Below are 22,715 nucleotides of genomic sequence, written 5' to 3'. Positions count from 1 at the left end.
AAGAGGCTTAAATCCCACAGATTCGTGCCTCTCATCTGTCAGGTAACGGTTGTTACCTGTTGGAGTTAGCACCTTGACTCTAGCAGCTTGACCGCTAGCGTTAGGTTGCCGGGCTTCATAGGGCCAGTCCCTCAGCCTTCTCTGGATAAGAGTTTACCGATGTTATGTTTGTTATATACAGAATATAATGGGAACCAAGAATCTTGTCAATTCTTTTTTTCGTCTATTTTTTCAAGTTGCGCCTTGCTTTACGACAATTGTGTAATCCGCTGGCAAATTTCCGCAGTGACTTCGCCGGTCGTCGCTTTCCCGCCGATGTCTCCCGTTTTAATCCCGGCTTGGGTGACTTCTTCGATGATCCGCAGCAATTCCTCCGCCAGTTCATTTTCGCCAAAATGATCCAGCATCATTTTCGCTGTCCAGATTTGCCCGATCGGGTTCGCGATCCCTTTGCCGGCAATATCGGGGGCCGAACCGTGAACGGGTTCAAACATCGACGGATATTTTCCGTTCAAGTTGATATTGGCCGACGGCGCTACCCCGATGCTTCCCATAATCGCCGCACCCAAATCCGTCAAAATATCGCCAAACAGGTTGCTGGCCACGATCACATCAAATATTTGCGGTTGCGTTACAAAGAAGGCGGTCAAAGCATCGATATGGATCGACCGGGCCGCGATATCGGGATAGTCGGCTTGAACATCCTGAAACACTTCGTCCCAGAACGGCATCGAATGGAAGATCCCGTTGGATTTCGTCGCGCTGGTCACATGCTTCTTGCGGCCTTTGGCCAATTCAAACGCATAGCGCATCGCCCGTTCCGAGCCTTTTCGGGTAAAGATCGCATTCTGGATCGCCAATTCATCTTCGCCGCGGAAAATTCTGCCGCCCACCTCGCTGTATTCGCCTTCACTGTTCTCCCGTACAACAATCAAGTCAAAGTCGCGGGGATTGGCCAGCGGCGAAGTAATGCCCGCAAATACTTTCGCCGGCCGCAGATTAATAACCAGGTCGAATTCCCGCCTGATTTTGATCAACAAGCCCCAAAGCGAGATATGGTCAGGCACCAGCTGCGGATTTCCGACCGCCCCGAGAAAAACAGCCTGAAAATTGGCCAACGTCTGCAATCCGTCAGCGGGCATCATTGCTCCATGCTGCAAATAGTATTCACAATTCCACGGAAACTCCGTAAACGAAAATTGAAGTCCGCCATGCACTTCCGCCAGGGTGTCCAGCACTTTCAAGGCGGCCGGAACGACTTCTTTCCCGATACCGTCACCTGGCACGACTGCGATTTCCAATTTTTTCATCTTGCTTGCCTCCTCAAACCGTTCTGCTAATCTGAAATGTCAGTCTAGTCGATCTTACGGGAAAATTTTATCGGACGCAAGTCAAGGAAGGAAAAACACTGGTGAATGAAGCAAAAACAAGCAACAGCTTCTCCCAAGAGAATGCCGTTGCTTGTCCGTGATTGTTCGCCAGCTGGTCAGCCTGCTGCTTGTTGCTTGGCCGATTGGCTTGCTCTCTTGGCCCATTTGTTGGCGAAAAGTGTAATGACAAAGGAACAAACCAAACCGCTGGCCATGGATATGGCGAAGCCGAGCAAATTGTTGGACAACAGCGGTGCCATGATCGATGGGACATAGGCCGTTCCTCTGACGTTGAAAATCCCTACCAGCATTCCGGCTACTCCAGCGGAGAGGATTGCACCGCCAAAGACCACTTTATTGGAAAACATAAATGGATAAGCGGCCTCAACAAACGTCCCGAAGCCCATGTTGACCAAAAAACCGGGCGCTGCCACCGTCGCTTCGCTCTTTTCGCGAGGCGAAACGATGTTGGCCAAAGTAATTCCGGCCGAGACCATCACCAAGCCGACCATATCGACCGCACCGAGAAAACTGTTTCCGGTCTTCTCCATTTCCAACAAGACGATCGGCAAGATCGCCGCATGATAAACCCCGCCGATGATCGCCGGCCAAATCAGCAAGCCGGCAATCAAGCCGGCCAATACCGGACTAAACGCCACACAAGTTTCGATCAGCATTTTGACATGATCGCCAGCCCACAAGGCGACAGGCGCCAGCAAATAATAGACGATCAAACCGGAAACGAGTCCGGATACCCCGCCGGCAATAATATTGACGGTAGTCGTTGGAAAACGCCATTCAATACATTTGCGGAATAAAAAGTTGACCAGCAAACCGGCGCCAATCCCGCCGATCATCCCGCCGATAATCCCGCCCTGTTGGGAAAGAATTCCGGCCAATACACCGGCCACAATCGAAACCTCTTCCATATCGGATACTTGTTTGGCAGCAACAGCGGCGATGACCACCGGCAGCGCTCCGATCAAAAGGTCAAACACCGGACTTAAACCCGATAGACCGGGAATTTTGCTGATCGCCAAAACAAGCGCGAGCGCAATAAAGCCGGGCAGTGAAGCCATCATGATACCGCGGATGTTGATTCTTCGCCAGGAACCGGCCGTTACCTTTCCTCTCTCTTTGGCATTGCCGATCACCGGCAAGTATTTGATCTTCCACTGTTTGCACAAGGCAGTTACAAAGCTGATCGCCCGCGTCCGGTTGGTCGTTCCGGTCGTGCCAGAACTTAAAATCACTTTTGCGCCTTTGGAACTGACCGTTGCCATTGAAGTACCGCCCGTACCGACGATCGGGATCTGCCGTTCTACCGCCGCCTTGATCACCGAGCGATTGGCTCCGTCCGGATCGGAACTCATGATGATGAGAGCGTCAATCGTTCCGTTGGTTATTTGTTGCGCGATCGCTTCATCCAGTTGTCTTGCGTATTCGTTACATTCTTCCAGACTCCCTTGAAAAACAGCGGCGGGCTGCTTGGCGTCTGCATCCCAGCTATATACAGTGGCCTGGGTATCGCCACGCACCATATCCATCGTTCCGTGAGCGGCAACGAACTGGACGCCAGCCACTTCGAGATTTACCGAACTGGATTGTACCAGGATTTCACCCAGCAACTTCTCCGGTTCTTTCCCACCCAGGTTATATAGATTGCCCCCACTGCTCCCAACTATTGCGATCCGCTTCATTGCTATGTTTCCCCCTGCATTTTGTTTGTTAAAGCTTTCCCTTGGTAAAGAAATAAAGAGTACAATCTATACTTTAGCGAAAAGCACAACTAAATTCAATAGATTTTAATTTTAACGGATTTTTATGACATTCTTAAATTTTCGTTTGCCCGCAAACCAGTTTTGGGACTTCCGAGCTATCTGCAAAAAACTGAAATAAAATCGCGAATCGCAGGAGCCTGTGAGCAAAAAAAGAGTTACGGGAAAACCTGCGTTTTCTCCGTAACTCTTGACGAATGTCAGCTCGCATTACACACGAAATTTGCTGATTACCTGCTGCAGTTCTTCCGCCATTTTGGTTAGCGAGGCTGCCGAGGCGGTGATCTCTTCCATCGAGGCCAACTGCTGCTGAGTCGCCCCGGAGACATGTTGAATACCGGAGGCGGATTGTTCGGAAATTGCCGCCACATTGTTCATCGATGAGGCTACTTGGGCGGTTTGCTCTGCGATATGGAGTGCAGCTTGGGATACTTGGCCGATTTGTGCGGCTGCATCGCCAATCGCCGCCATGATTTGCTCAAATGACATTCCGGCAAAGTTGACCACAGAAATCCCGTTGCTGACCTCTTGCGTGACTATTTTCATTGTGTCAATTGTCGCTTGCGTATCCTCCTGTATCGCTTTGATCAAATGGCCGATCTGTTGAGCGGAAGTTGCAGATTGTTCCGCCAGTTTTCTCACTTGATCGGCAACGACAGCAAACCCTCGTCCATGCTCACCTGCGCGAGCAGCCTCGATTGCTGCGTTCAACGCTAACAGGTTGGTTTCTCCGGAAATGCTATGAATAACATCAATAATCTTTCCAATCTCCTGTGAACGCTCGCCCAGCGTCTGCACCGAAACGGCCAATTGCTCCACCCGTTCGCTGATTTGATCCATCTGCTCGACTGCCTGACGAATCGATCGACTTCCTTCCGATGCCTTTTCATTGGCCCGGTTCGCCGAATGTTGCACATGCTGGGCATTGCTGGCAATTTGCTGTACCTGTCTGGACATTTCATTCATCGCCGCCGCCGTCTCTTCTACATGAACCAGCTGCTTATCCGTTCCGCTGGCCATTTGTTGAATCGACTGAGCGACTTGCTGACTCGATTGTGTGCTTTGTTCCGCACTGGCCGACAGTTGTTCGGCGGAGGCAGACAGCTGCATCGCACTTTCACTTACTTTCAGCAAAATATCGTGCAACGAACCAGCCATTTCATTGAAGCGCAGTCCCAATGCCCCTAATTCGTCGTGCCGCGAAATTTGTATTCGCTCGGTCAAATCTCCCTCTGCAATTTGTTGGGCTGCCTGTCCCATCCATTTCAACGGACGGATGATATTCATAATGAGATAGAACATCAGCAAGGCACCGATGATCAGAGAAATCGCCAGAACCGTCAATGTGATATGCCAAATCGGGCTCGCCTCCTGCTCAACCTCGTTTGAATACATCGTGGCCGCCAACTTCCATCCGGTAATCGGATTGGTAACAAAACTCATTTTTTTCAGGTCGACTCCATTATACAAATATTCGAAGCTGCCTGATTCACTGGTGAACAAATGGTCATTTTGCACATTTTTCGGCGCTGCACTACCCGGCTTGATCGTTGGGTGAACAACCATGTTGTAGTCCTGATCAATTATGTAAACGTACCCTTGAGAGCCAATTTTTACACTTTTGGCAATCTCCGATATCTTGTCAATATTGACATCGATTGCGACGACTCCGTGACCATCAGCCATTGTCTTGGAGATGGTTACAACCATGCCGTTAGAGGCAAGGGAACGGTAAGGAGCGCTGATACTGGCTTGACCATTGTGCTCCATCGCCTGCTTGTACCATACTCTTTGCCGAAAATCTTGCTTTTCCAGCGCCTCAGACCAAGGCGAAAGCAGCAAAATTCCTTGATCGGTACAAACATAGGCCAATTCTACCTCGGGGTGGTTCATTTTAAACGTCCTCAGCATCCCGTCCACTTCCGGACTGATCCCTTTATTTGAGCCCGGAGTTGCCTGGATCAACCGGGTATCGATGCTTTGCGCAAGGGTTCCCACCTCCTTGATTCCGCTTTCCAAAAACTGGGTAAACACTTGATTCAACAGGGTAACATTTTGTTCGGTCGCCTCCATCATCTTCTCGTCAATTTTTTGTTTGGCTGTTTGATAAGAGCCAAAGGCTACGGCAAGACTTGGCAGGAGCAAGGCGAGAACGAAAACCAAAATCAGCTTTTTGCGCACCGTAAAAAAGCTAGACTTTTGCAAATTGGCTAGCTTCCGATTCCTTTGAAACAATGTTCGCATTGGTGATCCCCTCTCAGATGTGGTCAATCTAAAAAAATAATTTTGACGGATGAAAGTTCTGGCATCAGAGATTATATACTGAAAGCAAAAATAATTAAATATATTATTAGTAAACATTGATTATAATTAAATTACATGCTAATTTTTACTTGTATGATATTTTTGAGAACTAGGAGCGATCAACATGACCAAAGCGGCAATCGGCCAACCGGCCCCTGAATTTACGATGGAAACAATTACCTATGACAATGGCTTCCCCATCACCAAGCAATTATCCGATTATAGAGGAAAATGGCTGCTCTTATTCTTTTATCCTTTTGATTTTTCCAAAGTGTGCCCAACAGAAATTTTAAGTTTGAACAGACGCTTGGAAGAGTTCGAAAAATTAAATGTGGAAGTGTTGGCGGTCAGTACGGATAGCGTTCATACTCACCGCGCCTGGCTCCGCTCGGCTGACGGCATCGGTCCGCTCTCTTTCCCGCTGGCTTCCGACTTTGACAAAGAGGTGGCGAAAAGCTACGGCGTTCTGGATGATCACACCAAAGCCGCGTTGCGGGCCAGTTTTATTATCGATCCGGAAGGGATTATCCAATATTATGTGGTTTCCAACGCAAAAGTAGGACGCAGCGTAGATGAAACATTGCGGGTGATTGAAGCGATTCAGTCTGGAGGATTGTGCCCGATGGATTGGAAAGCAGGACAAAAAACGTTGTCATAACTTATTCATAATACAGAAGCAACAGCCCGGGGCCAAGCTCCCGGGCTGTTGCTGTTTTTCCACTATTTGTTGGATCGGCTCACTTACTCGGTAATATAGGCGTATTTAAAGTAAGCTCCACCCAACGGAAAGATGATGAAATCTTTGACTTTGTCATTCTTCACATATGGATTTCCGCGGAAGTTGATCGGAGCCAACGGCATTTCATCCATCAGAATCGTTTCCGCCTGTTTTAAAATATCTTTGCGTTTGTCCAGATCAGTTTCATGATAGCTTTGATCGATCAATTGCTTGAATTGCGGGTTTTCCCAGTTTGGATGGTTATTTCCGCCATCTTTATCGCGGAACATTTCCAGGAAGTTGATCGGGTCATTAAAATCGGCCCCCCATTGGAAACGAATCATATCAAAGTTTCCTTGCGATCTACGCTCTTGATAAACTTTTGTCTCCGCTGTTTCCAGGTTAACCGTTACGCCAAGCGTTTTGCGCCATTGGTCTTGCAGCGCTTCGGCCATTTTGCGGTTAACCTCGGTCGTATCATATGTGTAAGTCACTGTCGGGAACTTGCTCAATCCAAGTTCTTTCATGCCTTCCGCCAGCAATTGTTTCGCTTTTTCCTGATCTTCCTTAAAATAACCGTCAGGGTTCAAGCCCATTGATACCGGTACCCAACCATAAGCGGCCGGAACTCCGGTTTGCAGGATGTTGTCGATAATTTCCTGACGATTGATTGCGTAAGCGAACGCTTGACGAATCTTTTTGTTGTTGAACGGCGGTTTCTCCGTATTAAACACAACCGATTGCGTTCCCGGGTTGTCAGCAACCATCAAACGGTCTTGATCTTTTAAAGCCTGGATGGCGTCTGGCGGCAAAGTGGAAGCCGGATAACCGCCCCAGTCGAGATCGCCGTTCTCAAACATGGAAAATGCCGTGTTGTTGTCGTCGATCATCGTAATTTCGATGCGGTCGAGTTTTACATGGTCCTTATCCCAGTAGTTTGGATTTTTCACGAAGACAATTTTGTTTTTGTGTTCCCATGAATCCATAATAAATGGACCATTGCCCACGATTGTTTTTGCTTCCGCCGCCCATTGAGGGTTGGCTTCAATTGTTTTTTGATGAAGCGGGAACAAGGTCGGGAAGAAAGTCAACTCCCGGAAGAATGGCGTTGGCGCTTTCAAGTCAAACTGGATCGTGTAGTCGTCCAGCGCCTTGACACCAACATCCTCCGCTTTGCCTTTGCCTGTGTTGTACTCTTCTCCGCCTTTCAAATAATACAATTGGTAGGCGTAGCCGGATGCGGTTTTCGGATCAAGGTTCCGTTTGATCGCGTATTCAAAGTCATGCGCAGTCAGCGGGTCGCCGTTGCTCCATTTCAAATCTTTTCGCAGTTTGAAAGTAAACTGGGTGAAATCGGGGGAATTTTCGAAGCTTTCTGCCTGAGCGTTGACCAATTGTCCATTCGTATCATAGTTGGTCAACCCTTCAAAACAGGCATAAATCATGTCGAACGAATCGGCATCTGTCGCTACACCGGGATCGAGCGATGATGGTTCGCTGTTGATACTCCAGTGCAATACCATTGGTTCTGTTCCTTTTTCGGTTGAGGCTGACGGTTGTTCGGAACTTGTTTGCCCGGGTGCGCCGCAACCAGCCAGCAGCCCAAAACCAAGGGCGAGGCTAGCCAACAAAGCAATTCCCTTTTTCAATTATAACTCCCCCTAAACATTCTCTTTTCTCTCATATTCATTGAATATGCTTTAACTCAGAATATTTTAGTATATGTGAAATGTCAACCATTTCATGGCATCTATTAATAACTTAAACGGCCAGCGAACAAATATGCTCGCTGGCCCAAAATATTTCTTCTATTATTTACGGTTTTTCATCCATTCCGGTTTAAAGAAGCCTTTGAACTGCTCATCGATGACGGCTTCAAATTCCTTGGATTCGATTGCCTCCTTGATGTCTTTCACAAACGGCTTGTCCAGATCGGCTGTTTTGACAGCGACCAGATTCAAATAATGCTCCGGCATCTCTTCCAATGCAAGCGCGCTGTTCAAATCCATTTTCGCGGCCAAGGCAAAGTTGCCCGGTACAACGGAAATGTCCTGTCCGTCCAATGCACGCGGCAACTGCGCTGCCTCCACAGGAGTAATCTTCAAATTTTTCTTGTTTTCAGCGATATCTTTTTCCGAAACGGTCAACGGATCGGTGCCTTCCTTAATTGTGATCAAACCGTTTTGTTCGAGAATACCAAGTGCACGCGCCAGGTTAGCCGGGTCGTTTGGCAAAGCGATGGTCGCTCCATCGGTAATTTCAGCAATGGATTTGAATGTTTTCGAGTAAATGCCCATCGGACCGGTCGGTACATTGATAACCGAGCTTAATTGCAGATTTTTGTCTGCGGCAAATTTCTTTAAATAAATTTCGTGTTGGAACAAGTTTGCATCAAGCGAACCTTCGGCCAACGCCAAATTCGGCTGCACATAATCGCCAAATTCCGTCAGCTCCACTTGGTAGCCTTTCTTTTCCAAAATCGGTGCGATCGCTTTTTTCACCATGTCGCTGTATGGACCCGCAGATGCCCCAAAACGGATCACTTTCGCATTGGCGGAGTCGCTTGCCCCGGCAGCCTCACCGCCGGTTGCCTGTGGCTGCGAACCGCAACCTCCAAGCGCCAAGGCCGCCAAAAGTCCAACGGAAGCGGCAATCAAAGATAATTTTTTCATGCTGGTTCTCTCCCTTATCTTAATTTTTTTATTTCAACGTTTGTCCAATCGTTTGGCCAGCTTATCCCCGATAGCCTGGATAACCTGTACAATCACAATCAAAATGACAACCGTTGTAAACATAATGACATTGTCAAAGCGGTAATAACCAAAGCGAATGGCCAAATCGCCGATTCCTCCGCCGCCGACAATCCCCGCCATGGCGGAGAAACCGAGCAGGCTGATGGTAGTGACAGTCAGGCCGAGAATCAAACCGGAGCGCGCTTCAACCAACAAGATTTTGAAAATGATGTGCCACAGTGTTGAACCCATGGCAATGGCAGCTTCGATAACGCCTTTGTTGATCTCTTTCAACGAACTCTCGACCAATCTCGCATAAAACGGGATGGCAGCAACAGCCAACGGGACGGTAGCAGCCTTTGGTCCGACGATCGTCCCCGCGACGATACTGGTCAGCGGAATCAAGGCAACCAGCAAAATGACAAAAGGCGTGGATCGGATCACGTTGACGACGAATCCGGCAATCCGGTTAATCCAGCGATTTTCCGCGAGCAACTCATTGTCTGTCACAAACAGCAAAATCCCGAGCGGAATGCCAAATACGGCGGAAAGAACGACCGAAATGCTCATCATCAGAAACGTTTCGGAAAAGGCTTTGTTTAAATCCGGAATGATGGCGACAATTTGCTCAAGAAACATAAGGGATCACCTCCGTACCTGCTGTCTCGCGATCAAGAAAGGCGATGGCCCGTTCCCGCTCTGCAAGGTCGCCGGCCAATTCAAGTACGAAAACCCCCATCGGCGTATCCTGAATGTAATCGATTCGGGCATGCAGGAAATTGGCTTTTACCGAGAAATTCCGCAGCATCGAATCGATAATCGGTTCCTCTGCCTCTTTTCCTTTAAATACCACCTTGATCAGTTGCTTGTTATCCCCTTTGTCTGTCAGCAAATGCGCCGGAAGTTGGATATCGAGAACGGAATTGACAAACCCTTTCGTAATCTCCTCCTGCGGATTGGCAAAAATTTGAAAAGCAGTTCCTGTTTCCACAATTTTGCCTTCGGACATGATCGCCACGCGATGGCATATCTCTTTGACAACTTCCATCTCATGGGTAATCAGCACGATCGAAATTCCCAATTGCTGATTAATCCGCTTTAACAGATTCAGAATGGAACGGGTTGTTTTCGGATCAAGCGCCGACGTCGCTTCATCGCATAACAGCAGCTTGGGGTCATTGGCCAAAGCTCTGGCGATCCCCACCCGCTGCTTTTGCCCGCCGGACAGTTGTGCCGGGTAAACATTCGCCTTGTCGGAAAGTTCCACCAGTTCCAACAATTCAGCCGTCCGGTTGGCAATTTCTGCTTTGCTTTTCCCAGCCACTTCCATTGGGTAGGCAATGTTGCCCGCGACCGTCCGGTTGGCGATCAGATTGAAATGCTGAAAGATCATGCCAATCGACTGACGCAGCCTGCGCAAGTCCGGCAAGGACAGTTTGGTGATGTCGGTGCCATCAATCAGCACTTGCCCGGAAGTTGGTTTTTCCAGCATGTTGATACAACGCAGCAGCGAGCTTTTTCCTGCGCCGCTGTATCCGACAATACCGAAAATTTCGCCGTTTTCAATTTTTAACGAAATGTTGTCAACGGCATGGACGGTTTTGTTTTTACTTTGGTACGTCTTGCTCAACTCAATCAATTCCACCATGTTAAAATCCTCCATAAAATAAAAAAACTTCTTCTGACAGAAGAAGAAGCCAAACAATCTATTTGCACGCAAAATCGGTAATAGATGGGTTTCTTATTTGTCAGGAGTCATCCTGCAGGAATTGGCACCGAAGAGCGCTATGGCTCAAGGTTGCCGAGGTTTCACTGGGCCTGTCCCTCCACCTCTCTCAATAAGAACGCACTCGCTATGAAGTTATAAACGAATAATAGTGTGTAATCATTCATCTGTCAATCATTTTTGTCAGCTTTTGTGCTGTACGAGCGAAATTTTTGGTTTTTCCCGCTTCCGCTCTCTTCGTTCGATCTCCCGATTATAGAGAATTCGGACCACATAGTAAGAGAGCAGCCCGAGCAGCAAGCCGAAGAACAACATTCCGGTCAGCACCTGCAAGCCGCCATTGAACAGAGCGGTCAACATCCCCTCGCTAGTGTTCGTCGCTTCCGGTATAATCAACGCTCCGATTTTCTTCGCTAATGGCAGCAATAGCAACGGCAAAAAGGTCAGTTTGCCGATGACATTGCCGATAATCGCCGCAGGCATAGACGCCCGGAGACATTTGACCAATGGATAGAGCAGCAAATAGATGAGAGAAGCCGTGGAAATCACCAGCATTTCCAGGCCAAAGCCAATGGCAAAACCGGCAGCCAGTTTGTTGGCGCTGTCAGGAGTCCGAAACAATTTGACGAAATAAAATTTAAGCGAGCGGTACAATCGTTGGATCATGGTCTTTTGTCCGTTCATCTGCATCCTCCTCCAAACAGGACGATTTTCCCGTTAGTATGGGTGAGGTGATGTCAACCTATACCACAGGATGAACGCAAAGAGAAATCGATTGAAACCATTTGCCGACAATTGCGTCTATAATAACTGGATTGTTTTTCCGTACGACAAGCTCAATCTGCAAGGAGGGAACCGGATGCGGATCAAAATCGTAATCAACTTCTGCCTGTTGTTGCTGGTTTGCGGCCATGTCGGAGCCGTTCATGCTGCCGCCGCCAATCCTGTCAGCGAAGAGAAGTGGCAAGCGATTGACAACGGGTTGATTAAAACCAAAACCGTACGTTTTGCCAATGGTGATACATACTGGATGAAACGGATCGAATTTTTAAGCGATCAAGCTTCACCGTATTCACTGTTTATCCCCTTGTCCGGTTATGAAGCGACGTTCCGCTATGTGGACCCGTTGGCCGCAGAGCCCGCCTGGCTGTCGATTCCTCTGTCCACCACTTTGCCGGCCCGGAGCGGTTTTCTGCAAACAGAGCAAATGAGCATGCTGATGAATGCCAGCAACTTGTTCCAAACGGTCCATTCCGGTACAGTCGAGGAACAGCCGAATTATTTGCCTATTTACGTCTATCCAACTGCCGAGGGCTACACGCTGGAAGTACAAATTCCGCAGCAAGCCAATTTTGTTGCCGAGGTATGGGGGCTAACCTCGAACCAGCCGCTGATCGACTGGGAGTATGATTCGGCCGCAGAAGTGATCTGGCATAAAATCGACTTGCAATATGAGACAAAATGGTCCTGGGACGGGTTTTACGTCAAAACGCCCGCCACCTACACGCCTTATTCCGCGCAGTCGTTTTGGCGGTTGCCGACCAATTATGCCGCCTACTGGCTGTTGACAGAAGAAAACAGCAGAGCAAGCGATGAACTGGTCTGGGTGATGCTGGACACCGCGCTTGCCAATCAGAATGAGGCTGGTTATTGGGAAACGCTGCCCCAATCCAACTGGCTATGGCAAGACTATGGGATCGGGCCCAACTTTTTTGACACGCGCTTCAATACCGATATCGCCAGCCTTTTGTTAAAAGGGTATGAAAAATATCATCGAGCGGAATTTTTGCAAGCCGCGAAAATGTACGCCGCTTTCCTGATGCAGCACATGAACGAAAACCATTATCTCACATACGGCACGCAGGAAGGATGGCTGGTTCAGGACTATGGCTGGACGCAGCCGCACTTGCCCACCCACGTCTCGCTGAATCATCAATTACAAGAGATGAATTTTTTGTATCAGCTGTATCTGGTCACCGAACAGCCCGTTTATCGGGATTACGCCGACAAGCTGTTGTACGGGATCAAAAACACCGGGCAGCGATGGCTCAAACCGGACGGCAATCTTCATTACGCCTATTTGAACGATGGAACGTTTGGCCTGCAAGATTATCCCTACTTAACGTATAATGATCTGGTTGAAGCGCAAAATCTGTTAAGCCGGCTGTATGGAATGACCGACCCTGACTTGTTGGAACTGATGAGCTCGAAAAAGCGCTGGATGGATGAAAATGGCATTTATGACTACCGTTCTCCGGAGTTCTCTTTTGAGCCGCTGACCGATTAAGCAACCGATCAGGTATGCAAGGCAGGCTGGTCTTATGGTTTAATGGAGAAGAGCAACTAACTGAAAGATGGAGGTACCGCAATGAGTCAAGCTGAACACAGCCAGGCAAAAACGGCTGAATACTGGAAAAAACATTTGCAGCTAACCGCACACGAGGAAGGAGGATACTTTCGGCAAATATATCGTTCGAGCGAACAAATCAGCGATCAGGAACTGTCCGTTTCGTTTGCGGGCAAACGCCTTTTGGCCACCAGCATCTACTTTTTGTTGCCATCGGATGAAGTGTCCCACTTTCATCGTTTGAAATCGGATGAACTTTGGTACTATCACGCCGGCAGTTCGCTGACCATTTATATCATTCACGAAGATGGCCGGCTGGAGACGGTCAAACTGGGGCTGGATATTGAAAATGGCGAGGTACCGCAGGCGTTGGCCCCGAAAAACAGCATTTTCGGCTCGGCGGTGAATCAGCCGGATACATACTCGCTGGTTGGCTGTATGGTCTCCCCCGGCTTTGAATACGAGGATTTTGAATTGTTCACTCGTAATGAACTTTTAGAGAAGTATCCGGCACACGAAGCGATTATCAAGCGATTGACTCCGGACGAATAAGTTTCCGCCAGACCGTTCAAGCCGTTGCATCTTGAACGGTCTTCTTTTTTTGGTTTGAACGGGCCCGTTGGCTCGCTGGAGAATGCTTGTTCGCCCCGCTGTTTTGAAGTAAAATTTTAGCAAGAACAGTGATTGGTGGTGATATAGTTTGTCAGTGACCAGACAGCGCGATGCGCTTGCATTGCTGCACGAGATGGAACAATTCCCCTGGTTTGTGGAAAAATATATTGAACATAAAAAAGCCAAGAAGCAATCTCCTTCTACGCTGCTGGCCTATTTGCGCGATTATCAGTACTTTTTTCAGTGGATGATCGCGGAAGGATTGACAGCAGCCAAGCAGATCAAGGCGATCACCCTCGAAGATTTAAACCGCCTGAAAAAGGAGGATCTGGAAAGCTATTTGCGCTATTTGGCGGAATCTCATCTGTTTCAGCGCTCGATTTTTCTCAAGAAACCGACCAAAAGCGCTGGCAAGGAGTACAGTGACCATACGATCAACCGGAAAATTTCCAGTTTGAAATCGCTCTTTTATTATTTGTCCGCACTGTCGGAAGACGAACACGGAGAATCGTACCTGACGCGCAATGTCATGGCCAAAATACAAGTGTCCAGCGAAGCGATGACGCCGCTCGCCCGTGCCCATGCGATCAGGGCGAAAATTCTTATTGACGAGGAGATCCAACAATTTGTCGATTTTGTTTACTCCGGCTATCTTCGCTATTGCGACACGATGAAAAAGCAACAATACCATTTGCTAAACCGGGAACGGGACACAGCCATCATCGCTTTGATCCTGTCTGGCGGTTTTCGTGTGTCTGAAGTGATCAATCTGAACTTGTCCGATCTCATTCTGGAAAAGAACCAGGTAAAAATAACGCGCAAAGGCAAAAAGGAGGACGCTCCCTTTTTCAGCGACTGGGGCAAAGCCTATCTCGTCCGCTATTTGGAAAATCGGCATAAATACAAGCCGTCCGAGCAAGAGGAAGCGGTTTTTCTGGCATGCTCCCCGTCCAATCCGACCGGACATCGGATTGAGTTGCGCTCTGTGCAAAAAATGGTGAAAAAATACGGAAAGGCGTTCGGCGTGCCCGATTTGTCCGTACATAAGTTGCGCCACAGTTTTGCTACCCAATTTCTGCGTCTGAATCCTGATCCTCATCAACTGCAGGCGCAGCTGGGCCATTCCAAAATCGATACGACGATGCAATATGCCCATGTCCTCGACGATACGTTGAGCAAGGCGATTAACCGGACGACCCCGGTAAGATAAAAGCGTGGTGTTTGCTACGTTTTCAATTGTGACCTCTGCCCATAATTGGTTATAATGAAAGGATAAGACTTCGAGCGGAGGATCCATATGCTGCAAAAGGAACTAAGCCGGGAGCAAGTTTTGCACCTAGCCGAACAAGTTGCCGATCAAATTGACGCACCTATAATCGAACAAGGCTATGACTATTTTTCCCGCGGAATGGTATTCAACATCCATGTTGTGGATGGAACGCTGGTTACGAGCGATGTGCAAGGAACCCGTATTTACCATGTGGAAATCGATCTGGATTTTTTGGTCAGCAGTACTTGCAGCTGCCCTGCCACCGGTTACTGCAAGCACCAGACGGCTACTTTTTTTCAGATGTATTCCGTGTTCGCAAACCCAAAGACGTTCTTGAAGGAAGTAAAAAAACCTCGCAATTTTACGTTTTCTCGTTCGATGTTGTACCAAGTGCCAAAAATCCGGGTAAACCCGGCTGCGGTCCAATCCCCTGTCCTGACAGTGGAAAAAACGATTACGGAGCATGCGACCGTCGCACAGTGGTGGTCTTTTTTGGCGGACTGGACGGAAACGCTGTTTAACACAATTGATTCTTACCGGATAGCTGCTGAACTGACCACTAGCTACCAACGCGCGTTGACCGTCAGCGAGAACTGGCCGAAACCGCTGGCCCAATTATTTGCCATTCACGCCAGCCTGTTTCATTTGCTGGCGATTCAACAGTACGTACAGCGAGAAAACTTGTCCGCCACTTCCTATTTGTATCTGGAACTGTCGCGGATCAGCGAGCAATTCGTCAACCAGCTGGAAGCCAGCTTGTTGGCAACGGACATCGCCGCTTTGCGCGACGCTTACCCGTCTTATCTCGAGGATACTTTGCAAAAGGTCAAGGAGATCCGATCGATGGATTCGCGGGTCATCAACTGGCTGTTTGTCTATCGTCTGTTGTGGTGGTTTTTGTTTAACCAGCCAGCCTGGATCGAGACCGAACGAACCGATTTGCAGCGGCAATTGGCTCGTCCCGATCTGTCGGCACAAGAAAGGCGAAAATTGCTGCTGATGCTTAGCCATTTGTCCGTCGTCACTGGAGAAGATCAGGCGGCTTTGGCCCAATGGCGAGAATGGGGCAATCTGTCGCTTGCCTTTTATCTGTTTTATTTGAAAGCATTTGGCCGGCGCAATGAGTGGCAACGTGTGCTGGAATGGCTGGATGAGCTGTGCGAAGTAATTGGCGAAGCCGACAGCCAAGACTTTCGCTTGATCCTTGGCTTATGGCACGAAGCTTTGCAGGAAACGAACCAGCAGCAGCGCTGGGGCAGCGTACTGAAACGGTTTTTGCCAAGAAGCCTTTACCAATATTCCGCCCATTTGTTGGAACATCAGCATTACCGTGAGTGGATCGACCTGCAGCTATCCAATCAGGTCTCATATCTGGAGATCAGTTCGGATCATCTGAAACTGATCGAGTCGCTCCGTCCGGACCTGTTGCTCCCCTACTATATCGGGGAGATCAATCGTTTGCTGGAACAGCGAAACCGCGCCGCCTACAAGTCGGCGGTACGGTTAATCAAAAAATTGCGCGCTTGTTTCAATAAAGCCCAGCAAAAAGAGCGTTGGAAGAGCTACATTGAACAGTTGACGGCCAAACATAGCCGCCTGCGCGCTTTTCAAGAGGAATTAAGGAGAGGAAATATCATTACATGAGTGTGAACAGCACCGTTTATCTTAGCGGAGAACAATTACCCGATGATTTTTTACTGATTCGCGGGCTCTCCCATCTTCAGCAACCGATTGCAGGTGAGGCTTTATCCGGTCTGCTGTTTGCCTGGGATGACCCCTCTTTTTATGGTACTTTTATCGAGAAGACTGAGGATGGCGGGATTAAGCTCAGCCCGGCGGAAGCGTACCGTTTGTTTGCACAGACTCCTTATTTGCAGCACATCACGCTGGTTTATGACGATGTGCTCCGGGAGGTTGCCGAGATAGCACTGCAGATCGCGAACGCCTTGCAAACCGGCATGTTCATACCCGATCTGGCTGCTTGGAAGCAGCGGCAAATCGGCTGGAAACTGCTGTCAGTCGATGAGACCATTCAGCCACGCACCAATCGCTGGCTTACGCTGCTCATTAACGAAGCGATTGCGGAACAGCGTGAGCTTGATCTCGCCTGGACCGTCGTTCAGAACCAGTTTCCGGCTTTGTATGCCAGCGGTGAGCAAATCTCTCCTCTGCTGCAGGAAACCGATTGGCTGCAATCGATCGGCCTGTTGCCTGATCCGACTCCGTTTCGCACTTGTCTGCAGTTGATGGAACCAACTGCGGGTGAACAGGACTGGTCGCTTAACATCATTTTGCAAGATCGAGAGCTGCCGGAACGCATCTATCCGCTTCGCATCGCCAACTCATTGCAACCGGTAGAACAACTCCCCGCTGGCTGGATTGAGCACTGGGAGCGGGTTACCCACGATTTGCAGCTGTGCGGGGAAATCATTCCTTGGCTTTACGAGGAGGCATCTCCCCTGCATGTGCGGCACCAGTTGACGACTGATCAAGCATGGAGTTTTCTCAATGAAGCCAGCCTCCAGCTGGTGCAGGCGGGCATTCACGTCTTCTTGCCGGCCTGGTGGGAACAGGTTCAGCGGGCAAAGCCGCGTTTGAAAGCAAAAGTGAGAACTTCGGTAGGAGCGGCGAGACAGTCATTCTTTGGCCTCTCCCAAGTGATGAACTTTGAATGGAAAGTCGCGATCGGTTCACTAGAACTGAGCGAGCAAGAATTCGAGGAGATACTCGCGCAAAACCAGCGTTTGCTGCAAATTCGCGGACAATGGATTCAGCTGACCCCCGCTCTGCTCTCTCAGTTGCGGGAAACCTGGAAATTAGCGAAAACGAAGAAGACCTTGACCTTTCGCGAGATTATGCAGCAATATTTGCTGGGGCAAGAGACCGGTGAAGAACTGCCCGATGAATTTGACGAGCAACAAGTGCCTTTTACGGTCGAACTGGATCGACAACTGCTGTCTCTCATCCACCAATTGCAAGCAATTGAGAAAATCCCGCTGATCGAGCAACCGGCCGGTTTCCAAGGAACGTTGCGAAAGTATCAACTGGAAGGGACCTCCTGGCTGCTGTTTATGGGACAGTTCGGGCTTGGCGCCTGTCTTGCCGACGACATGGGCTTGGGCAAGACCGTTCAGTTTATCTGCTATTTGCTGCATCGCAAAGAACGCGGATTGATCGAAGCGCCGTCCTTGCTGATTTGCCCGACCTCCGTCATCGGCAACTGGCAAAAGGAACTCGAGCGCTTTGCTCCTTCCTTGAACATCGTCCTCCACTACGGACCGGGGCGCACAAAAGGCCAATCGTTTGCGGAAAATGTGCGGGATGCCGATTTGGTCATTACTTCGTACGCTCTTTCCCATCTTGATCAGGAAGAGCTCTCCTCCGTTCAGTGGAGTACGATTTGTCTCGATGAAGCTCAGCATATCAAAAACGCCTACACGAAACAGGCGACGGCAATTCGCGGATTGACGGCCCATCATCGGATCGCTATGACCGGAACGCCGATCGAAAACCGCTTGACCGAGTTATGGTCGATCTTCGAGTTTCTCAATCCCGGCTATTTGGGCGGACTGCGCGACTTTTCGCTGCGCTATGTTCAGCCGATCGAGCGAAACCAGGATCAAGCGTTACTGGAGCAAATTCATCGGCTGATTCACCCCTTCCTGTTGCGCCGGGTGAAAAATGATCCAGCCATTCAACTTGATTTGCCGGATAAACTGGAAAGCAAGGAATACGTGCCGTTGACCGCCGAACAAGGAGCGTTGTATGAATCCGCCATCCAGGATATGTTTGCCCGTTTGGAACAGCTCACGCCAATGGAGCGGCGCGGGATCATTCTAACGACATTGACCCGGCTGAAGCAGATCTGCGATCATCCCAGCCTGATCTTGCAGGCTGCACCCGGCCCGCAATCCAAACAACGCTCCCATAAAGTGGAACGGCTGCTGGAAATGCTTGAAGACATCAGAAAAAACAAGGAGCGCTGCCTGATCTTTACGCAATATCTGCAAATGGGCCATCTGCTTCAACAACTGCTGACCGAAGAAGGGTACGGTCCGGTTCTGTTCCTGCACGGCGGCACGCCGAAAGCGAAACGGGACGAAATGATCTCCCAATTTCAAAACAGCGACGAGAATGATCCATATCGGCCGCAAGTATTTATCTTGTCGTTGCGTGCCGGTGGAGTCGGTTTAAATTTGACAGAAGCCAATCATGTTTTTCATATTGACCGCTGGTGGAACCCGGCCGTGGAGAATCAGGCGACCGACCGCGCTTATCGGATTGGGCAGAAACGGAACGTCCATGTCTACAAATTTGTGACACTGGGGACCATTGAGGAACGGATCGATGAGTTGATGGAGCGAAAACTGAGCTTAAGCGACAAAATCGTAGGCAGCGGTGAGCAATGGATTACCGAGCTGTCCACAAGCGAGCTGCACGATTTGTTTCGATTGCGCAAAGAATGGATTGATTAAAAGGACAGGTGAACCCATATGGATGTGGAAGAAAAAAAGACGCAGCCCGAGCCTCCCATTCCCCTGCCCAATCAGGCGGAGATGCCGGAAGCGTGGCGACGTTTTTACCAACTCCTGCAACAACATCTTCATCCGGACAACAACAAAAAAGCATAAACCTAGACAAAAAAAGGCTGTTCCCTGCTCAGACAAGGAACAGCCTTTGGCTTGTCCATTATTTTGGATTGGTCGTCCAGATGCCCGCTGCTTTCACAAAAACGCGCTCCGGCAAGCGAAGTGTGGCCAACGCCAGTTCGGCTACATCTTCCGGCTGCAGCATCTCGGTTTCATCGCCTTTGATCAATCCCGTGTTCACCGACAGTTCAGTATTGACGGTACTTGGTGTCAGCGCGGTCACCCGAATATTGTGCTTGCGGACTTCCTGCAAAACCGATTCAGTCAACCCAAGCACGGCCGCTTTGGAAGCGCAATACGCAGAGCCGGTGGCAAAACCGCGTTCGCCGGCGGTAGAAGAAATATTAATAATATGTCCGCTGCCCCGCTCAATCATCTGCGGCAAAACGGTATAAGTCATATAATAAGTTCCCATCAGGTTTACTTGAATAATTTGCTCCCATACTTGCGGGTCCATCTCCGTCACTTTTCCGAAGCTGGCAATTCCGGCGTTATTGATCAAAATATCGATCGCACCCAGTTCCGCCTTGATTTTGTCACAGGCTGCTTCCACTTCTGCACGTTTCGAAATATCCGCGGCAGCGATGCTTGCTTTTGTGCCATATGTATGTGTAATTTCTTGGGCCACTTCCTCCAGATCGGCAGAAGTGCGGGCGATTAAGCCGACGTTTACTCCTTCTTTAGCCAAAGCCAAGGCGATCGCACGGCCGATTCCTTTGCCTGCTCCGGTAACAATGGCGGTTTTTCCTTGAAAATCCATGGTTCTGTTCCCTCCTGATTGTAAATTGGATCTATTTTCCCTTTCTATCTTACCTTCTGTTTGAACACTTTTACAAGTTTCAACTCCGTTCTTCTTGCACTTTTGCCATTCATAGAAAAAAACGGGGCTTCTCCCCGACTCGGTCGGAGGATGCCCCGCAGTTTCCTATTCCTTCACGCTGTTGGCCACTTCATCGATCATCGCTTGCACAGAGAGCAAACCACCTCCGGACAAGTACCAGTAGTTCGGATCGAGATAGACGATATGACCGTCTTTGTATGCTTTGGTCTGTTTAACCAAATCGTTTTCGATCACTTGTTTTGCCGGTGAACTGCTGTTCCCTGTCGTAACCACTGCGCCCCGGTCAATGACAAACAAGTAATCGGGATCTTTTTCAGCGATGTACTCAAACGAGATGCTTTGTCCGTGCGTCGAAGCTTCAATATTCGGATCAACCGGAACAAATCCGAGCAGGTCGTGGATAATTCCAAAGCGGGAACCAGCTCCGTACGCGCTTACCTTTCCTTCATTGGCCAGGATGATCAACGCGTTTTTACCGGTTGCCGTCACTTTCTCGTGGACGCTTTTGATCGTGTCGTTCAATTGAGCCAGCGCTTCATCGACCGCGGCTTCCTTGCCAAAAATTTGTCCCAGCGTCTTCATGTTGTCGGTAAACGACTCCATATACTTGCTGGTGTCAACAGCCATGTATAAAGTAGGGGCAATCTTGCTGAACTCTTCATAGGAGTCCTGTTGTCTTCCGGAAATAATGATCAAATCCGGACCGATTTCATTGATTTTTTCAAAGTCAGGCTCTTTCAATCCGCCTACGTTCGCATATTTGCTGTCTTTATATTTGGAGAGATAAGCGGGAATATTGTTTTGCGGCACGCCGGTTACTTCCACGCCCAATTTGTCGAGGGAATCCAGTACGCCAAAATCAAACACCACGACTTTTTGCGGATTTTTCTTCACTTTCGTCTCGCCCAGCTGATGTTTAATCGTCAATTCTTCCTCACCCGGCTGTGCAGCGGCTGTAGCTGCCGTCGCATTGGCGGCCGGTGCAGGAGCGGCACTGTTGGTACCGCAAGCCGCGGTGAAGACCGCCAACAGGCCGGTAAATAAAATGGAAAGCAGTTTTTTCTTCATGATAAGCACCTCTTTGCGTTTTGATGTTGTAATTCGCCCGACTCATCTTCAAATGCCAGTTGCGTTATTGTAGCAGCTTCCTGGCGATGAGCTGGCTATGTAATTGGCCAACAGAACATTCGATAATGATATTCATTATCAATTAGTCGAACACTTTTGATTATATTCATTCCCGTTTATTTGTCAAGCGCTCTATTTTTTGTTTGCCAAAAAACAGCGAACGCTCTAATCACCTGAATACTTTTCATTGCACAAGCAAAGCAGATATGGGATTATTTACAATGTGTAGTGCGATCCGCCGAAACATTCCGGTGGAGCAAAATGCTGGAGGGGTGAGAAGCTTGAAAAAGAGAATCGCCATTGATATGGACGAAGTGATGGCCGATGCCGTCAGCAAACATTTGGAATTGTTCAACCGCGATTACCAGGAAAACCTGACGGTCGCTGATTTGCAAGGAAAGAAATTGCGGGATTTGCGCCCGCATTTGGCCGAGCAAATCTCCGCTTACTTTGATCAGGATTCATTTTTCCGCGATTTGAAAGTGATGGAAGACAGTCAGGAAGTGATTCGCGAACTGAGTGAGCATTACGAGATTTTTATCGCCACTGCCGCGATGGAGGTGCCCAATTCCTTCGCCGACAAATATGCCTGGCTGCGGGAACATTTCCCCTTCTTGAACGATATGAACTTCGTTTTCTGCGGAAATAAAAGTATTATCCATGCCGATTACCTGATTGATGACAATGTGAAACATTTCCCCAACTTTTGTGGACAGGGCATCCTGTTTACCGCCCCTCATAACATTCACGAAACGGGCTATGTCCGGGTCAATAACTGGAAAGAAGTGCGCGCCTATTTTTTGTCGTAGCCCGTACGCGTTCTGCCTAAACCAAAACGGCCTTGAGCAAGCGTTCCCCGCTATGCATCAAGGCCGTTTATCCGTTATCCGCCTAACTGCCTGTACCGGCAACTTCATATACATAAGCAACAAACATTACGGTGGTAATCACACAAATGACCAGCATGATGACCCCGCTCTTGATCCGTTGCTGAAACAGTCGAAGAATCCCCAGACTAAACAGACAGCCGGTGATGGCCAAATAGGCAGCCGCGATCCAAAATTGTTGCCATGTTAAACTTCCGATATCCACACTAACCAAACAAATGCTCCACCTTTCCCGAATGCTCCATACTGTTGAATGAGACCACTACTTCTTGACTATAACAAAATTTGCGGCGGGAATCTTCTTTTTCGGCAACTCGTCAAAAAACCGACGTATTCATAGCAAAAGAGTGTCC

19 protein-coding genes and 2 riboswitches are annotated in these 22,715 nt (G+C 48.9%); of the genes, 8 read left to right on the top strand and 11 right to left on the bottom strand.

The genetic code is table 11. From position 1 onward, the window contains the following. Positions 1–28 precede the first annotated feature (28 nt). A riboswitch (SAM riboswitch) is annotated at positions 29–152 on the bottom strand. Positions 153–248: 96 nt separating this feature from the next. From JOD01_RS02215 to JOD01_RS02205, 3 genes are all read right to left on the bottom strand, one after another. Next, entirely contained in the window at positions 249–1,310 is a 1,062-nt protein-coding gene (locus JOD01_RS02215; RefSeq protein WP_204516573.1) for a tartrate dehydrogenase, read from the bottom strand. A gap of 176 nt (positions 1,311–1,486) precedes the next feature. Beyond that, positions 1,487–3,070 (bottom strand): PTS sugar transporter, encoded by a 1,584-nt coding sequence (locus JOD01_RS02210; RefSeq protein WP_204516572.1) that lies wholly within the window; start codon positions 3,068–3,070, stop codon positions 1,487–1,489. Between the two features lie 288 nt (positions 3,071–3,358). Then, positions 3,359–5,392, bottom strand: coding sequence for a methyl-accepting chemotaxis protein (locus JOD01_RS02205; RefSeq protein ID WP_204516571.1), 2,034 nt, complete (start codon positions 5,390–5,392; stop codon positions 3,359–3,361). Between the two features lie 184 nt (positions 5,393–5,576). Here JOD01_RS02205 and JOD01_RS02200 point away from each other — a divergent pair, with 184 nt between their 5' ends. Further along, positions 5,577–6,110 carry a peroxiredoxin gene (locus tag JOD01_RS02200; protein ID WP_204516570.1) on the top strand — a complete coding sequence of 178 codons (534 nt, stop codon included), beginning with the start codon at positions 5,577–5,579 and terminating at the stop codon, positions 6,108–6,110. A gap of 83 nt (positions 6,111–6,193) precedes the next feature. Here the strand turns inward: JOD01_RS02200 and JOD01_RS02195 are convergent, their stop codons facing one another. From JOD01_RS02195 to JOD01_RS02175, 5 genes are all read right to left on the bottom strand, one after another. Further along, positions 6,194–7,819 carry a peptide ABC transporter substrate-binding protein gene (locus JOD01_RS02195; RefSeq protein ID WP_204516569.1) on the bottom strand — a complete coding sequence of 542 codons (1,626 nt, stop codon included), beginning with the start codon at positions 7,817–7,819 and terminating at the stop codon, positions 6,194–6,196. Between the two features lie 162 nt (positions 7,820–7,981). Further along, positions 7,982–8,842 carry a MetQ/NlpA family ABC transporter substrate-binding protein gene (locus tag JOD01_RS02190; protein WP_204516568.1) on the bottom strand — a complete coding sequence of 287 codons (861 nt, stop codon included), beginning with the start codon at positions 8,840–8,842 and terminating at the stop codon, positions 7,982–7,984. Between the two features lie 33 nt (positions 8,843–8,875). After that, positions 8,876–9,541: a methionine ABC transporter permease gene (locus JOD01_RS02185; RefSeq protein ID WP_204516567.1), complete on the bottom strand. Its 666-nt coding sequence runs from the start codon at positions 9,539–9,541 to the stop codon at positions 8,876–8,878. Next, complete coding sequence (locus JOD01_RS02180) at positions 9,531–10,550, bottom strand: methionine ABC transporter ATP-binding protein (RefSeq protein ID WP_204516566.1); 1,020 nt, start codon at positions 10,548–10,550, stop codon at positions 9,531–9,533. The genes JOD01_RS02185 and JOD01_RS02180 overlap by 11 nt, the downstream gene beginning before the upstream one ends. A 90-nt stretch (positions 10,551–10,640) precedes the next feature. After that, positions 10,641–10,747, bottom strand: a riboswitch (SAM riboswitch). 64 nt (positions 10,748–10,811) lie between these two features. Beyond that, positions 10,812–11,312, bottom strand: a complete 501-nt coding sequence (locus JOD01_RS02175) for a DUF2062 domain-containing protein (protein WP_239565118.1) — start codon at positions 11,310–11,312, stop codon at positions 10,812–10,814. A gap of 175 nt (positions 11,313–11,487) precedes the next feature. Here JOD01_RS02175 and JOD01_RS02170 point away from each other — a divergent pair, with 175 nt between their 5' ends. From JOD01_RS02170 to JOD01_RS02145, 6 genes are all read left to right on the top strand, one after another. Beyond that, on the top strand, positions 11,488–12,915 hold the full coding sequence (locus JOD01_RS02170) for a hypothetical protein (protein WP_204516565.1): 1,428 nt from the start codon (positions 11,488–11,490) through the stop codon (positions 12,913–12,915). Between the two features lie 81 nt (positions 12,916–12,996). Continuing rightward, entirely contained in the window at positions 12,997–13,527 is a 531-nt protein-coding gene (locus tag JOD01_RS02165; RefSeq protein WP_204516564.1) for a cupin domain-containing protein, read from the top strand. A 154-nt stretch (positions 13,528–13,681) separates the two neighbouring features. Then, positions 13,682–14,797: a tyrosine recombinase XerS gene (gene xerS, locus JOD01_RS02160; protein WP_338028513.1), complete on the top strand. Its 1,116-nt coding sequence runs from the start codon at positions 13,682–13,684 to the stop codon at positions 14,795–14,797. An 87-nt stretch (positions 14,798–14,884) separates the two neighbouring features. Beyond that, positions 14,885–16,501 carry an SWIM zinc finger family protein gene (locus JOD01_RS02155; RefSeq protein WP_204516562.1) on the top strand — a complete coding sequence of 539 codons (1,617 nt, stop codon included), beginning with the start codon at positions 14,885–14,887 and terminating at the stop codon, positions 16,499–16,501. Further along, positions 16,498–19,332, top strand: coding sequence for a DEAD/DEAH box helicase (locus JOD01_RS02150; protein WP_204516561.1), 2,835 nt, complete (start codon positions 16,498–16,500; stop codon positions 19,330–19,332). Before JOD01_RS02155 ends, JOD01_RS02150 begins: the two co-directional genes overlap by 4 nt. 18 nt (positions 19,333–19,350) lie before the next feature. Next, the gene (locus tag JOD01_RS02145; RefSeq protein ID WP_204516560.1) at positions 19,351–19,488 is read left to right on the top strand and encodes a hypothetical protein; all 138 of its coding nucleotides are present in this window, start codon (positions 19,351–19,353) and stop codon (positions 19,486–19,488) included. Positions 19,489–19,546: 58 nt separating this feature from the next. On the opposite strand, the gene JOD01_RS02140 is transcribed toward JOD01_RS02145, so the two are convergent. Continuing rightward, positions 19,547–20,266, bottom strand: coding sequence for a 3-ketoacyl-ACP reductase (locus tag JOD01_RS02140; protein WP_204516559.1), 720 nt, complete (start codon positions 20,264–20,266; stop codon positions 19,547–19,549). A gap of 165 nt (positions 20,267–20,431) precedes the next feature. Beyond that, a complete protein-coding gene (locus JOD01_RS02135) occupies positions 20,432–21,415 on the bottom strand; it encodes a siderophore ABC transporter substrate-binding protein (protein ID WP_204516558.1) in 984 nt (327 codons plus the stop codon). A 341-nt stretch (positions 21,416–21,756) separates the two neighbouring features. Between JOD01_RS02135 and JOD01_RS02130 the strand changes: the two genes are divergently transcribed. Continuing rightward, positions 21,757–22,284, top strand: a complete 528-nt coding sequence (locus JOD01_RS02130; RefSeq protein ID WP_338028504.1) for a 5' nucleotidase, NT5C type — start codon at positions 21,757–21,759, stop codon at positions 22,282–22,284. Positions 22,285–22,366: 82 nt separating this feature from the next. Here the strand turns inward: JOD01_RS02130 and JOD01_RS02125 are convergent, their stop codons facing one another. Next, a complete protein-coding gene (locus JOD01_RS02125) occupies positions 22,367–22,576 on the bottom strand; it encodes a hypothetical protein (RefSeq protein ID WP_204516556.1) in 210 nt (69 codons plus the stop codon). Positions 22,577–22,715: the final 139 nt, after the last annotated feature.

This window comes from Brevibacillus fulvus (genome assembly GCF_016908525.1).
GTDB classification, from domain to species: domain Bacteria; phylum Bacillota; class Bacilli; order Brevibacillales; family Brevibacillaceae; genus Brevibacillus_G; species Brevibacillus_G fulvus.
Note: the sequence above shows the minus strand (reverse complement) of the source record. Positions and strands in the feature narration are given on the sequence as shown.